General features: G+C 46.5%; 12 protein-coding genes and 4 tRNA genes. 15 read left to right on the top strand and 1 reads right to left on the bottom strand.

The window, feature by feature from the left end; translation table 11 throughout:
• The first annotated feature begins 82 nt into the window (after positions 1 to 82).
• Positions 83 to 155: transfer RNA gene (locus DW657_RS00410), tRNA-Phe, on the top strand.
• A 265-nt stretch (positions 156 to 420) separates the two neighbouring features.
• On the opposite strand, the gene tsaA is transcribed toward DW657_RS00410, so the two are convergent.
• The gene (tsaA, locus tag DW657_RS00415; protein ID WP_089544269.1) at positions 421 to 1,101 is read right to left on the bottom strand and encodes a tRNA (N6-threonylcarbamoyladenosine(37)-N6)-methyltransferase TrmO; all 681 of its coding nucleotides are present in this window, start codon (positions 1,099 to 1,101) and stop codon (positions 421 to 423) included.
• Positions 1,102 to 1,316: 215 nt separating this feature from the next.
• Here tsaA and DW657_RS00420 point away from each other — a divergent pair, with 215 nt between their 5' ends.
• From DW657_RS00420 to DW657_RS00485, 14 genes are all read left to right on the top strand, one after another.
• Positions 1,317 to 2,195: an FAD-dependent thymidylate synthase gene (locus DW657_RS00420; RefSeq protein ID WP_118310988.1), complete on the top strand. Its 879-nt coding sequence runs from the start codon at positions 1,317 to 1,319 to the stop codon at positions 2,193 to 2,195.
• Between the two features lie 320 nt (positions 2,196 to 2,515).
• Positions 2,516 to 2,600, top strand: a tRNA-Ser gene (locus DW657_RS00425).
• Positions 2,601 to 3,377: 777 nt separating this feature from the next.
• A tRNA-Ser gene (locus DW657_RS00430) sits at positions 3,378 to 3,462 on the top strand.
• A 282-nt stretch (positions 3,463 to 3,744) separates the two neighbouring features.
• Positions 3,745 to 4,569, top strand: a complete 825-nt coding sequence (thiD, locus tag DW657_RS00435) for a bifunctional hydroxymethylpyrimidine kinase/phosphomethylpyrimidine kinase (protein ID WP_118310989.1) — start codon at positions 3,745 to 3,747, stop codon at positions 4,567 to 4,569.
• Between the two features lie 70 nt (positions 4,570 to 4,639).
• Entirely contained in the window at positions 4,640 to 5,602 is a 963-nt protein-coding gene (locus tag DW657_RS00440; RefSeq protein WP_118310990.1) for a radical SAM/SPASM domain-containing protein, read from the top strand.
• A gap of 24 nt (positions 5,603 to 5,626) precedes the next feature.
• Positions 5,627 to 6,295 carry a thiamine phosphate synthase gene (locus tag DW657_RS00445; RefSeq protein WP_117662815.1) on the top strand — a complete coding sequence of 223 codons (669 nt, stop codon included), beginning with the start codon at positions 5,627 to 5,629 and terminating at the stop codon, positions 6,293 to 6,295.
• 29 nt (positions 6,296 to 6,324) lie between these two features.
• The gene (locus DW657_RS00450) at positions 6,325 to 8,907 is read left to right on the top strand and encodes an endonuclease MutS2 (RefSeq protein WP_117662813.1); all 2,583 of its coding nucleotides are present in this window, start codon (positions 6,325 to 6,327) and stop codon (positions 8,905 to 8,907) included.
• Positions 8,908 to 9,209: 302 nt separating this feature from the next.
• Positions 9,210 to 9,283, top strand: a tRNA-Thr gene (locus DW657_RS00455).
• A 158-nt stretch (positions 9,284 to 9,441) separates the two neighbouring features.
• Complete coding sequence (locus DW657_RS00460; RefSeq protein WP_118310991.1) at positions 9,442 to 10,074, top strand: DUF4199 domain-containing protein; 633 nt, start codon at positions 9,442 to 9,444, stop codon at positions 10,072 to 10,074.
• A 38-nt stretch (positions 10,075 to 10,112) separates the two neighbouring features.
• A complete protein-coding gene (locus DW657_RS00465; RefSeq protein ID WP_118310992.1) occupies positions 10,113 to 11,084 on the top strand; it encodes a glycosyltransferase family 2 protein in 972 nt (323 codons plus the stop codon).
• Positions 11,072 to 11,554, top strand: coding sequence for a DUF6452 family protein (locus tag DW657_RS00470; protein ID WP_118310993.1), 483 nt, complete (start codon positions 11,072 to 11,074; stop codon positions 11,552 to 11,554). The genes DW657_RS00465 and DW657_RS00470 overlap by 13 nt, the downstream gene beginning before the upstream one ends.
• Positions 11,505 to 12,278 (top strand): DUF6048 family protein, encoded by a 774-nt coding sequence (locus DW657_RS00475; RefSeq protein WP_233546573.1) that lies wholly within the window; start codon positions 11,505 to 11,507, stop codon positions 12,276 to 12,278. Before DW657_RS00470 ends, DW657_RS00475 begins: the two co-directional genes overlap by 50 nt.
• A 63-nt stretch (positions 12,279 to 12,341) precedes the next feature.
• Positions 12,342 to 13,358, top strand: coding sequence for an FAD:protein FMN transferase (locus DW657_RS00480; RefSeq protein ID WP_118310994.1), 1,017 nt, complete (start codon positions 12,342 to 12,344; stop codon positions 13,356 to 13,358).
• 32 nt (positions 13,359 to 13,390) lie between these two features.
• Positions 13,391 to 14,065, top strand: a complete 675-nt coding sequence (locus DW657_RS00485; RefSeq protein ID WP_118310995.1) for a Crp/Fnr family transcriptional regulator — start codon at positions 13,391 to 13,393, stop codon at positions 14,063 to 14,065.
• Positions 14,066 to 14,082 lie beyond the last annotated feature (17 nt).

The following is a 14,082-nucleotide window of genomic DNA, read 5'->3' on the forward strand; positions in this document are numbered from 1 at the left end:
ACATTAAGCAAGAGAAAATATTTGGTTTTCTCTTGCTCAATTAAAATTTTTGTTGTACCTTTGCAACCGCAAAAAGCAAGATGGTGCCATAGCTCAGTTGGTAGAGCAAAGGACTGAAAATCCTTGTGTCCCCGGTTCGATTCCTGGTGGTACCACTCCTCCTTTCATTTAGGCGGTTTCTGACTTCGGTTAGAGCCGCCTTTTTACGTATTCTGAAAAGGAGATAACAACAGCATCGTTGCTCACGGCGCAGAGGGAATGGTTCACGACATTACCGTCAAGGATACCTATATCTTCTACAATCAGAAGGCTCAGGATATCGATGAGACTTGCAAAATCAAGCTCGAGAATGTGAACTTCGCTACTTTTGCAAAGTAAGAAACCATATCGCAAACCATTCTCTCTAAATGCGTCAAACACTTACCTTACAACAGTAAGCGTCTTTTCGCAGACAGAGAAATGAATATCCAGACCCTCATAAGGCATTCCATAAACCTTATGAGGGTCTTTCTGGTAATGCGGACGAGGATCCTGCGCCAGAACCTCTTTCAAGATTTCAATCTTCTCATCATTCAATCCCTGGCAAATCAGGTATTCCCTTATTTCCCCGGAAATCTCAACATCCAGCTTCGCCCATTTCCGATCATCCACGAATCCACTTCGTGCATCAGGATGACAATCGGCATACACCACGTAAGGCTTGATATCATAGATGGGAGTACCATCCATCAGGTCACCACCCTTTACATGAATGACAGGTCCCTTGCTTGTTTCCCATTCAATACGGGAGATTTTCACGGATGACAATCCGATGTTGTTCGGACGGAAAGGACTGCGGGTAGCAAATACCCCAACCTTCTCGTTACCTCCCAAGACAGGAGGCCTTACAACCGGACTGTTCGCCTTATGCTTATTTGCCGAGAATTCCCAGATAAGCCAGAGAAAATCGAAACCTTCCATTCCTCTGAGGAAATCCGGATTGCGATATTCGGGTTCAAAAACAATCTGTCCTTCCAGTTCAGCCACCAATCCAGCCTGCTTGGGAATACCAAACTTACTGCTGAACGGAGAACGGAATCTTGCTATTGGTTTTATTTCCATATCTTTATGCTATTGTTTATATTTCGATATCTTTATACTATTGATTTCATTTCCAATTTCCATATTATGGGGTATATTTCCATATATACCAACGATTACACCTTATTATATATATAGTACGAAAAAAGCGCCCGATTATTTTGTTGTCTCCATAAAATAATGTACCTTTGCACCATAATATTAACAAGCAATCAATGAAATAAAAAGAGAAAACAATGAAAATAGAAAGGCCTCAATATGAAATCTGGCTGCAAAAGCCAGGAGAACTCGGCATCTATCAGCAGATAGAACGTGCCGGAAGAGTGTGCTACAAGAGTGAGAACAACACCACCAACGACTCGGCTAAGCCATTCGTAGATAGAATGATACAGAGTGAGCACTATGCAATGTTGGAACATGGCACAGTCTATCTCGTATGCAATCATGGAGAGCTGCCACTCTATACCACCAATAAATTCTCTCGCTGCCACACCATCAACGGCAAGGATTACATCACTACCAATCTCCGTGTTCTGGCAGAAAACAAGGCACTAGATGATCTAAAATTCCTCAGCAACTATGAGGAAGGAAAGCACGAGCTCCGCATCACCGTACATTTTACCACACAGATTGCCATCACCCGTGAGTACAACCGCCATCGTGCCAACTCTATGGCAGAGCAGAGCACACGCTACTGCAACTACTCCAAGAACAAGTTCGACAATGAGATTACGATCAACCTTCCTACCTGGGTAGAAGAAGAAGGTTATAATGGTTCTCAGGAGAAAGAGGATTACCGATTGGAAGATATGTGCGCCGACATTGCTGAAGGCAGAGCACAGGAATGGAGCAAGCTCGACACCTGGATCTTCGCCAATCAGGCTGCAGAATATGCCTACATGAAATTGATAGAAGCTGGCTGCAAACCACAGGAGGCTCGTGCCATCCTGCCATTGGATTGCAACACTGAGTTGGTACATACCGCATTTATCAGCGACTGGAAGCATTTCTTCGATCTCCGTGCTTTAGGAACCACAGGAGCTCCTCACCCAGATGCCAAGGTTCTCGCCTTGCCATTGATGGAAGAGTTCAAGGCTAAAGGTTATTTAAAATAGAAAGGAGAACGCTTAAAAAAGATAAAAAATCACAGCTAAAATATAGATTTTCTGTTTTCTATACACAAGAAACAGATATATTTCGTATTTTTGCACTGTGTTTTTCATAGTATTAGATTTAAGGTTATCAAGGTTGGGGCTACGGCGGTAGCCCTTTTTTTATGCCTTTTTCACCAGTTCTGATGCTTTTTCAGAGCTATTTCCCATATTTTTCGATATTTTTTCTCAAAAAGTTTCTCAAAAATTTGGTGGAATCAAAAAAAGGTTGTACCTTTGCACCCGCTTAAGAAAACCAAGCTATAGTCATCCAGACCGAATTTGGAGAGATGGTAGAGTGGTCGATTACAACGGTCTTGAAAACCGTCGTACCGAGAGGTACCGGGGGTTCGAATCCCTCTCTCTCCGCAAGAGCCTTCTGAAATTTCTTTCAGAAGGCTTTTTTCATTTTCACACTTTTACAATAAAAAAACTCATTATCCTTTCACAATCACAAAAATCCGCTCAAAATCAATTGCTTAAGTGTGAAAGGAGATTTCTACAACCCAATAGAACTACATAACCATAGGAAAACGATAAAAGAAACTATTGCGCTTATCACCGCACCATATACCTGGAGCTGAAACAACTATAATAATCAGCAGAAAGAACTATAGATATAAGGAGAAGGCAACTTAGTATAAAGGAGAAAGCAACTATCACAAAAGGAATAGAAAAGGCTTCTTTGTATCGGATGAACCGGGTCATCCATATAGATGACGGGAGTGAGCCATATAGATGACCCGAGTCATCCATATAGACGAGCTTAGTCATCCATCCGATGAATCAACCCTTTTCGCCTGCCAACATCTATCCCTCATCCTTCTGGTTACGATGCTTCATCCCAACATTCATAATAAAGACGACCACTATTCCCTATCAAGACGCCCACTATTCCCTATCGGAGCAAGGAACATCGCCATATTTAAGCTTAGCCATCAATTACCAACTCAAAATAAAGAGATTTCTCCTTTCACACTTAACTCTCTTATTTTCAATACAATCCACATTCCGTGAAAGGAGATTTACGATTCACCTTAAATATTTTCTGCAAATTTATCCCCCTAAAATTTGGTGGATTCAAAAAAAAGTAGTACCTTTGCACCCGCTTAAGAAAACCAAGCTATAGTCATCCAGACCGAATTTGGAGAGATGGTAGAGTGGTCGATTACAACGGTCTTGAAAACCGTCGTACCGAGAGGTACCGGGGGTTCGAATCCCTCTCTCTCCGCAAGAGCCTTCTGAAAGAAATTTCAGAAGGCTTTTTCTTTTATATCACCTTCCTAGATCTTTGATATTACTAAACTTTCAGGGCGTACAGTTTCCAGAGCTTTTAAGCTTTCAGCTCATATTCGAACCACATACAAAAGTTCAATAATGAATAAAAAGTAAGCCCAACCATCAAATTTATCCATAAAAGAGAGTGATAATTCAATAAATAATTGTACTTTTGCAATATAGATATAAAAACGACTATACTTCTGCAAAAGTAACATACAAAAAAAAAGGAGATATGAGATACTACACAGCATTAACTATAGCCGGTTCTGACAGTTGCGGAGGAGCTGGCATTCAGGCAGACATCAAGACGATGTCGGCATTGGGCGTATATGCCGCTTCCGCAATCACAGCCATCACCGTACAGAACACCAAGGGAGTGTTTGGCATTCAGAATGTGGAACCGGAAATCGTGAAAGGACAGATAGAGGCCGTGATGGAAGATATCCACCCTGATGCTATAAAGATAGGTATGGTAAATGATTGCGATACCATTCGTGCCATTGCAGAAACCCTCAAGAAGTATCAGGAAAGCTTCCAGCATCTCATTATTGATCCTGTCATGGTATCTACCAGTGGCTGCCGACTGATGCAGGAGGATGCACTCGATGTATTCATCACCGAACTGCTGCCTTTAGCCACCCTGCTCACTCCAAATATCCCAGAGGCAGAAATTCTTGCCAATAGAAAAATAGAGAATGCAGAAGATATCAAAGCTGCCGCAGCTGCCATCAGCAAACTGGGATGCAGATATGTATTGATCAAGGGCGGTCATTTTGATGGAGAGGAGAAGATAGACTACCTCTTCGAGGACGGCAAACAGAAAACCAGCTATCGTGGCATCAGCGTCAACACGCGCAATACCCACGGTACCGGTTGCACCCTATCCTCTGCCATCACCTCTTATCTGGCAAGAGAAATGGATATGAACACAGCCATCGCTATGGCTAAAACCTATCTTTCAGGTGCCATTCTGGCAGGTAAGGACATTAAGATTGGAGAAGGTCACGGTCCAGTGAACCACTTCTACGAACCAAAATCATTATTTACCAAAAGCTGAAAAAGAGCGAAAACAATAAGCCGCTCATGAAAAAGCTGATAAAACAGAGAAGAGAAAAGACAAAGAAAGAATGATTGATCGTTGTTACATAGAAATCACAAACACCTGTAATCTCAACTGTCACTTCTGTCCCAAGCACACCCGGGAAAAGCGACAGTTGAGTGCAGAGGAATTCAACCTGCTCACCGACAAGATCCGTGGAAAGGTTTGTTTCCTCTACTTCCATCTGATGGGTGAGCCCCTGCTCCATCCCCTGCTGCCACAGTTTATCACAACGGCACGCGAGAAAGGATTCAAGACGGTGCTTACCTCTAATGGAACCCTCCTGCACCGTGCCATGAAACTCCTCGACACCCTACCCCACAAGATACAACTCTCCCTCCATTCCCACGAAAGCAATGCCAAGGGAGAGCTCTCCAGCTATATGGATGAGGTGATGACCTTCTCCACCCAAGCCGCCTCCAAAGGCACCTGTATGGTATTGCGCCTCTGGAACCAAGGCGGAAGGGACAAGGAAAACGAGGAAGTGATGCGACTCATCGAGAAATACGTACCCAAGCCATGGAAGGAACGCCCTGACGGGTTCCGACTTTGCGATCATCTATATCTGGAGTTTGACCGGAAATTCGAATGGCCTAACTTCGAAAACGACATCAAGAAAGGGGATGATAACAAGAACAAAGATGAAAACAGAAACAAAGACGAAATAAGCGAGGGAAAAGACAAAGACGAAATAAGCGAGAGAAAAGACAAGAACGAAGGCAACGGCGAAAATCGGGAAGTCTTCTGCAAAGCATTGCTGAAGCAGATTGGCGTTCTTGCCGACGGAAGTCTCGTACCTTGCTGTCTCGACCATAACGGCGATGTCATTTTGGGCAACCTGCTCCATCAGTCACTCGAAGAAATCCTCTCTTCCCCCCGTGCCCAGGCAATGACAGAAGGCTTCAAGCACCATACTGCCACAGAAGCACTCTGCCAGAACTGCGAATCAGCACTCGTAAGAAACAGCTTCCGAGGAAAAGCAAGAAACTAAGAAAACATCCAAAAGCAAGAAGAAATGAAATGGATTATAATCACAACACCAACCTTTATTTCGCATGAAGCAAAGTACATCGACCAGCTTTTTGAAGCAGGAATCGATCTGCTCCATCTGCGCAAACCCGATTCAACACCAGAAGAATGCGAGCAACTGCTCCAGAAGATTGACCCGAAATGGTATCCTCAGATCGTGATTCACGACCACTTCGAACTCTGCGAGAAATACCATCTCCATGGCATTCACCTCAACCGGAGAAACAACCAGATTCCAGAGAACTTCCAGGGAAGCATTTCCCGCTCCTGCCACAGTTTCGAGGAAGTCACCGAATCGTTAGATAACGCTAATCCCGATTTTCCAAAGGGATCGAAGACAACATTCGATTACGTATTCCTCAGTCCGATCTTCGACAGCATTTCGAAGAAAGGCTACAAGCATTCCTTCTCCAACAGAGATCTGGAAGATGCGGGCAACAGCGGCATCATCAACGAAAAGGTAATAGCCCTTGGCGGCATCATTCCTCAATTCATTCCCCAGCTGCGCGCCTGGAACTTTGGCGGAGCAGCTTTTCTGGGTGACATCTGGAACCGACGACACGAATACAACTGGAAGGAATACCTGATAGATATCAGACAAAGATTAACACCACGAGGAGCCAAGAACACACTTAATGGCTCAAATGTTTGGTAGTTAGCCAAAATAGTTGTACTTTTGCACCCATGATTTATCCAGATAATTTTGAAAACAAGATAGGATTCAATGAAATCCGTAAAATGTTGCGAGAAAGATGTCTCTCTCCACTTGGCAAGGAACAGGTGGACAAGATGTCTTTCAGCAGCGACGCAGAACTCGTTAACGAGTGGCTCATGCAGGTGCGTGAGTTCCGTAGATTGATGGAGGAAGTAGAAGACTTCCCCCTTCAATATTTCTATGACGTAAGAGAAAGCATCCTCCGTATCCGTGTGGAAAACACACACTTGGAAGAGGATGAACTGTTCGATCTAAGACGTTCGCTTGCCACCATCGCAGGAATGGTAAAGATTCTGAATCACAGCGACGAGGATGATGGTCACGGCGAACCGGAAGATGGCTGGCGCAGAGAAAAGCAGTATCCTTATCCTGCCCTCCATCGCCTTTCACAAGATGTGATGACCTTCCCACAGTTGATTCAGCGCATCGACCAGATTCTCGACAAGTTTGGTAAGATTCGCGACAACGCAACCCCTGAACTTCTCCAGATTCGCAGAGAACTGGCTAAGACAGAGGGAAGCATCTCGCGTACCTTATATAGTATTCTGCGCTCGGCACAGAGCGAAGGAATCGTAGAGAAAGATGTTACCCCAACCCTGCGCGACGGCCGACTGGTTATCCCTGTCATCCCTACCCTCAAGCGCCGAATCAAGGGTATCGTTCACGACGAAAGTGCCACCGGCAAGACCGTCTTCATCGAGCCAACCGAAGTGGTGGAAGCCAACAACCGCGTGCGCGAACTGGAAGGAGAAGAGCGAAAGGAAATCATCCGAATCCTTACCGATTTCACCAACAAGGTGCGCCCATTCTCCAAGGAAATATTAGACAGCTACCGCTTCCTCGCCATCATCGACCTGATTCAGGCTAAACAGAAACTCGCCGATGTATTCAAGGCGATAGAGCCAGAGGTAGAAGACCATCCACACGTGGATTGGATCCGTGCCATCCATCCACTCCTCCAGCAATCCCTGCAGAAGAAGAACGAGAAGGTGGTACCACTCGACATCACCCTGACACAGGATAAGCGCATCCTCATCATCTCGGGACCTAACGCCGGAGGTAAATCCGTATGTCTCAAGACCGTAGGTCTGCTTCAGTATATGCTGCAATGCGGATTGAGCATCCCTGTAAGCGAGCGTTCCAAGACAGGTATTTTCCAGAACATCATGATAGACATCGGTGACGAACAGAGTCTGGAGAACGATCTGAGTACCTACTCTTCTCACCTCTTGAACATGAAGAATATGATGAAGGCAGCCAATGGCGACACCATCATACTGATAGATGAGTTCGGTACAGGTACCGAACCGGGCATTGGCGGTGCCATCGCCGAAGCCGTGCTCGACAAGTTCTGCAAACAGCAGGCGTACGGCGTCATCACCACCCACTACCAGAACCTGAAGCATTTTGCCGACAGTCACGAGGGAGTGGTAAACGGTGCCATGCTTTACGACCGTCACGAGATGAAGGCCCTCTTCCAGCTCGCCATCGGTCGTCCAGGTTCATCTTTCGCCATCGAAATCGCAAGAAAGATCGGATTGCCGGAAGAAGTGATCAAGGAGGCATCCGACATCGTAGGTTCCGAATACATCCAGAGCGACAAGTACCTGCAGGATATCGTCCGCGACAAGCGATACTGGGAGAACAAGCGCCAGAACATCCATCAGCGCGAGAAGGATATAGAGAAGACCATCTCGAAATATGAAAGCGACATCGAGGATATCGAGCGCAGCAGAAAGGCGATTCTCAAGAAAGCGAAAGAGGAAGCTGCAGAACTTCTGAAGGAGAGCAACAAGAAGATTGAGAATGCCATCCGAGAGATTCGAGAGAGTCAGGCGGAGAAGGAGGAAACCCGTCGCATCCGTCAGGAACTCGATGCCTTCAAGCAGGAGGTCCAGGAGATTGACACCAAGGAATCGGACGACAAGATTGCCCGCAAGATTGCCCAGATTCAGCAGCGCAAGGAGCGCCATGCCAAGCGCCAGGCTGAGAAGAAAGAGAACCAGGAGAAGGCGGCTGCGGCTCTGCGAAATGCACAGAGCAAGATACAGAGCGACAGCAAGCGGGAAATCCAGGTGGGCGATACCGTACGAATCAAGGGCTTGACTACGATAGGAAAGGTAGAGAACATCAACGGCGATACTGCCACTGCTGTTTTTGGCGGCATGCGTACCAAGATGCGCCTCAACAGACTGGAGCACGCCACAGCCACAGCCGAAAACGTAGATAAGACCGAGGAGCGCAAGGAAAACCTGGCTTCTTATGGTATCAGCAAGGAGACCCGCAAGACGATAGATGCCCACAAGACCAACTTCCACCAGGATCTGGATGTACGAGGTATGCGTGGCGATGAGGCACTGAATGCCGTTCAGTATTTCATTGATGATGCCATCCTGGTAGGAATGCCAAGAGTTAGAATTCTTCATGGCAAGGGCAATGGAATTCTCCGCCAGCTCATCCGTCAGTACCTGAGCAGCGTTCCAAATGTGACGCATTATGCCGATGAGCATGTTCAATTCGGCGGTGCCGGCATCACGGTAGTTGATTTTTAGAAGAAAAAAGCGCCAGAAAAAGGAGTTATCATCTTCTAAATATAATAAGGTGTAATAGAAAAAAGGGGGCAATTATCTGCCTCCTTTTTCTAAATAAACGTTAACAGTGTAAACTTTTTCATTGAAAAATTTGGCAGGTTCAGAAATTTGCAGTACTTTTGCACTCGCTTAAAAGCAATAACCGCTTTCAAGTATATGAGACGGACAAGTCTCATACGACCAGCTCCCTCGGAATCCCCCAGGATGGGAACATAGCAAGGGTACTTGGTTGTAGCGGTGCGATATGAATCGCTTGTCCACCCGCCTCTTTAGCTCAGTTGGCCAGAGCACGTGATTTGTAATCTCGGGGTCGTTGGTTCGAATCCGACAAGAGGCTCAAAAAAGGAATCTTCTTTCAGAAGGTTCCTTTTTTTGTTTTCAAAACCATTCTATCTTTAATTATCTATAAATATTCTCCCCCTTTACACCTTATATAATAAAAAAGTTGTATTTTTGCAAATTGATATGTTACATTCGTAGAAATACATTAAGACAATGAATACAGAAAATAACGAGAAGCAAGAAGAAAAGAAGAACGATGAACAGAGCCAGACAAAGTTCGACAACTCTGATCAGAAGATCAAGATCTTTGTGATTGATACAGGTAAGATCAAACAGACCAAGGCTTTTGCCCGTCAAGACGGTACCCTGCTTGGTATCGTATGGGTAGCCAGTTTCGTTTGTACCATGCTGGCAGCCGATCCGGAACACCATATTTTGGGATTGTTTTCCAATCTCCTCATCCTCTCCACTCCATTTGTGGTGGCAAAGCGTTTGAAATATTTCCGTGATGTGGTAAGAGAAGGTCATATCTCCTTCAAGCACGGATTGTATTACTGTGTCCAGACATTCTTCTATGCCACCTTGCTGCTCACCATCATACAGTATCTCTGGTTCCGATTCATGAATACCGGCATGTTTATGACCCAGCTTCAGGCGAACTACCAGATGATAGCCCAGGCTTATCAGTTGACAGCAGAGGAATCCAAATCCCTCTTCGATGCCATCACGATGATGAAGCCTATCGCATGGGCATCCATGTTCATGATCACCGACCTGGTAGCAGGCGCAGTACTCAGTCCGATTCTCGCAGCCATCTATTCAAAGAAACGAATCAGCCAGCAGTAACCGGCAAATTAGAAAATCTTAAAACATAACATAAGAAAATGGATATTTCAGTTATAGTTCCTCTTTTCAACGAGGAAGAATCATTGCCAGAACTCTTTGCTTGGATCAAGCGAGTGATGGACACCAACGATTTCACCTACGAAGTTATCTTCGTGAACGACGGTTCTACCGACCATTCATGGAATGTCATAGAAGAGCTTGCCGAGAAGTTCGAGCAGGTAAAGGGCATCAAGTTCCGCCGCAACTACGGAAAGAGCCCGGCACTCTATTGCGGATTCAAGGAGGCACAGGGAGATGTAGTCATCACCATGGATGCAGACCTGCAGGATTCTCCTGATGAGATTCCGGGACTCTACCAGATGATTACCAAGGAAGGCTACGACCTCGTTTCCGGTTACAAGCAGAACCGCAAGCAGGGCGACCCTCTCAGCAAGACCATCCCTACCAAGCTGTTCAATGCTACAGCCCGCAAGGTAAGCGGAATCCATAATCTCCATGACTTCAACTGCGGACTGAAGGCTTATCGCCGCGAAGTAGTCAAGAACATCGAAGTATATGGCGAGATGCATCGCTACATCCCATATCTTGCCAAGAACGCCGGCTTTGCCAAGATTGGCGAAAAACCGGTTCATCACCAGGCACGCAAGTTCGGAACCTCCAAGTTCATGGGCTGGAACCGTTTCGTAAACGGCTATCTCGACCTGATGACCCTCTGGTTCCTCAGCAACTTCGGCAAGAAGCCAATGCATGTATTCGGATTCCTGGGCAGTCTCGTATTCTTCATCGGCTTCCTCTCGCTCATCGGCTTGGGCATCGACAAGAGCATCGACCTCTACCATGGCGTATATGGTCATCTCATTACCGACTCCCCATACTTCTACATTGCGCTCATCGCTATGGTACTGGGTAGCCAGTTCTTCCTTGCCGGATTCCTGGGCGACCTGATCAGCCGTCAGAATCCAAACCGTAACGATTATCAAATAGAAAAGGAAATAAGATGCGGAAAATAATACCAATGGTCATCCTGATGATGGTGCTCACGATGGTAGGGTGTTCTACCCTCGACTGCCCGCTCAACAACACGACTTACACCAAGTACAAGTTGATGGGCAACATCAAGACCCTGCAGGACACCATGACCATCTCGACCACCAAGACTGCGGGCACCGACAGCGTGCTCATCAACAAGGATGTGAAAGTAGATAGTTTCATTCTTCCGATGAGTTATCATCAGCCGGAGGATGTTTTCTACTTCGAGATTCACAACCGCGATCATCAGGTGTGGAAAGACACGGTGACCGTGAAGAAGGAGAATTATTCGCATTTCGAGTCTGTGGATTGCGGTCCGTCATTCTTCCATACCATTACGGAGGTGAAGACCACTCACAACTACATCGACTCGATAGTCATCAACAATAAAGAGGTAAATTATGATGCATCTAAAGCACATTTCTATATCTATTTCGGCAATCGCCACTAAGACAGCTTCCATGGGGATAACCAAAGCTGTTTCTTTGGAGATGACAAAAGCTGTAGAGAAAGGAGCTTTCCTTCTGGCTTGTCTTCTGATGCTGGGAGGTGCTTCTGCGAATGCACAGAACCAGAAGAAGATGGCTACTGTGGAGAAGGATACCATCCCGTTCTTCCGAGGAATGGCTGTGGGAGTAGATGTCATCGGACCGGTTCAGCTGATGGTCAGCGATTACGGCCAGTATGAGGCATCCCTCCGTATCAATCTCAAGGACAAGTACTATCCGGTCTTCGAGCTGGGATATGGCAAGGCTGATGCCAGCGACGAGAGCACGAAGATCAATTACAAGACCAGCGCTCCCTACGCCCGCATCGGTATAGACTGGAACCTGCTGAAGAACAAGCACGACGATTACCGTCTGTTCGGTGGCTTCCGCTATGGTTTCACCTCCTTCAAATACGATGTCACCTCTCCTCCTATCAAGGATCCGGTATGGGGTGGCGATGTTCCTTATGGAGCCGAAGGCGTGAAGAGCAACTATCACTGGCTGGAAGGAGTCTTCGGAGTAGATGCCAAGATCTGGGGTCCCGTCCGCATGGGATGGAGTTTCCGATACAAGCGCCGGTTGGCTAAGAAGGATGGCGAAATAGGCAACTGCTACTATGTGCCGGGCTTCGGAAAGCAAGGCGGTTCCCGATTAGGCGGCACCTTTAATGTTACACTCGAGATATAATCCGAGATATAGACAGATCGTTCATTCAAATTTCGCAAAAGCGGAAGTTCAGTAAGCAAGACAATGAAAAAAAAGAAACTGATTTGGCAGATACCTTTTCTGCTCATTCTGATCATAGGCAGTATCTTCGTGATACGCCAGCAGCACAACACCCCATTCCAGAAAGATGAGGGTATGGTGTTCGGCACCATCTATCACATCACTTACCAGAGCGACACCAACTATCAGAAAGAGATAGAGGCTGAGTTGCAGAAGGTGGACAATTCACTTTCCCCTTTCAACAAGACCTCCATCATCTCACGCATCAACCGCAATGAAAAGGTGAAGGTAGATGAGATGTTCAGCGAGGTATTCCAACTCGCCGAGAAGATTTCCGGAGATACAGACGGAGCCTTCGATATCACCGTGGCGCCTATGGTGAATGCCTGGGGATTCGGTTTCAAGACCGGTAACCCTCCTACCCGACAGACCATCGACAGTCTGCGTGCCATCGTGGGATTCCACACCGTTTCCCTGCAGGATGGTTACGTCATCAAGAAAAATCCGAAGACAATGCTCGACTGCTCTGCCATTGCCAAGGGATATGGCACCGATGTGGTAGCGAGATTCCTCAAGAAAAAGGGCGTTCAGAACTTCATGGTAGAGATAGGTGGAGAAATCGTGGTTAACGGCAACAGCGAGAAACTGCAGCCTTGGCGCATCGGAATCAACAAGCCTACGGACGATTCGCTCAATACCAATCAGGCTATCCAGGATGTAGTCAGCGTAAGCAATATCGCGATGGCAACCAGTGGCAACTACCGCAACTTCTACTACAAGAACGGAAAGAAGTATGCCCACACCATCGACCCGAAGACAGGCTATCCGGTACAGCACAACATCCTTTCTGCCACCGTATTTGCAGATGACTGTGCCACTGCCGATGCCTATGCCACTTCGTTCATGGTACTGGGATTGGATGGAGCCAAGAAGATTCTGGAGAAACATCCCGAGCTTTGCGCCTATCTGATTTATTCAGACCAGAAGGGCAGCAACCAAATCTGGTATTCTCCATCTCTTCAGAAGAAGTTAGGAAAATAAAACTTCAGAAAAAGTAAGAAAAATATAGAACGATGCAGGAAGATAAGTTATACGATACGCTCTTGAATCTGCCTCTGTTTCTCGGAATGAGCCGCACCGACCTTCTTCAGATTGCCGGACATACCAAGTTCGATTTCCAGAAGATAGAAGGAGGTGAGACTTTAACCGAGATAGGTGAACCCTATCACCGGTTGCTCTTTCTCCTTTCCGGAGAAGTGGCAGTAGAGACCATGGCAGACGACCGTGGGTATAGAATCGTAGAGACCATCAAGGCACCGGAGGTATTCATGATAGAACGCCTCTTCGGATACGACCAGCACTCGCCCCATCACTATGTGGCGAGAAATGACTGCAGCCTGATGAGCATCAGCAAGAAAGAAGTGCTGCGACTCGCCAAACAATACGAAATCTTCCACATCAATCTGCTCAACCTCATCTCCACCCAGGCACAGAGAAGCAATCGCCGCCTCTTCAGGGTACCCCCGAAGACGCTCAGCGACAGCATTATCCGATTCTTCGAGAATCATTGCCTACGCCCGGCAGGCGAAAAAAGCTTCTACATCAAGATGGATCGCCTGGCACAGGAACTGAATGTCAAGCGGCTCAAGGTATCAGTGGCGCTCAACGAACTGGAGACCCAGGGACTGATCGAACTCCATCGCGGCAGAATCAGCATCCCAGCACTCGAGAAATTAATCAATAGATAACATTCACTCGAGAAATT

Source organism: Prevotella sp. AM23-5, assembly GCF_003473645.1.
Lineage (GTDB): Bacteria > Bacteroidota > Bacteroidia > Bacteroidales > Bacteroidaceae > Prevotella > Prevotella copri_A.

Coding starts and splice junctions, on each gene's coding strand:
- DW657_RS00445 (WP_117662815.1), top strand. CDS start 5,627: ATGAAATGGATTATAATCACAACACCAACCTTTATTTCGCATGAAGCA.
- DW657_RS00485 (WP_118310995.1), top strand. CDS start 13,391: ATGCAGGAAGATAAGTTATACGATACGCTCTTGAATCTGCCTCTGTTT.
- thiD (WP_118310989.1), top strand. CDS start 3,745: ATGAGATACTACACAGCATTAACTATAGCCGGTTCTGACAGTTGCGGA.
- DW657_RS00440 (WP_118310990.1), top strand. CDS start 4,640: ATGATTGATCGTTGTTACATAGAAATCACAAACACCTGTAATCTCAAC.
- DW657_RS00470 (WP_118310993.1), top strand. CDS start 11,072: ATGCGGAAAATAATACCAATGGTCATCCTGATGATGGTGCTCACGATG.
- DW657_RS00465 (WP_118310992.1), top strand. CDS start 10,113: ATGGATATTTCAGTTATAGTTCCTCTTTTCAACGAGGAAGAATCATTG.
- DW657_RS00420 (WP_118310988.1), top strand. CDS start 1,317: ATGAAAATAGAAAGGCCTCAATATGAAATCTGGCTGCAAAAGCCAGGA.
- tsaA (WP_089544269.1), bottom strand. CDS start 1,101: ATGGAAATAAAACCAATAGCAAGATTCCGTTCTCCGTTCAGCAGTAAG.
- DW657_RS00475 (WP_233546573.1), top strand. CDS start 11,505: ATGATGCATCTAAAGCACATTTCTATATCTATTTCGGCAATCGCCACT.
- DW657_RS00480 (WP_118310994.1), top strand. CDS start 12,342: ATGAAAAAAAAGAAACTGATTTGGCAGATACCTTTTCTGCTCATTCTG.
- DW657_RS00460 (WP_118310991.1), top strand. CDS start 9,442: ATGAATACAGAAAATAACGAGAAGCAAGAAGAAAAGAAGAACGATGAA.
- DW657_RS00450 (WP_117662813.1), top strand. CDS start 6,325: ATGATTTATCCAGATAATTTTGAAAACAAGATAGGATTCAATGAAATC.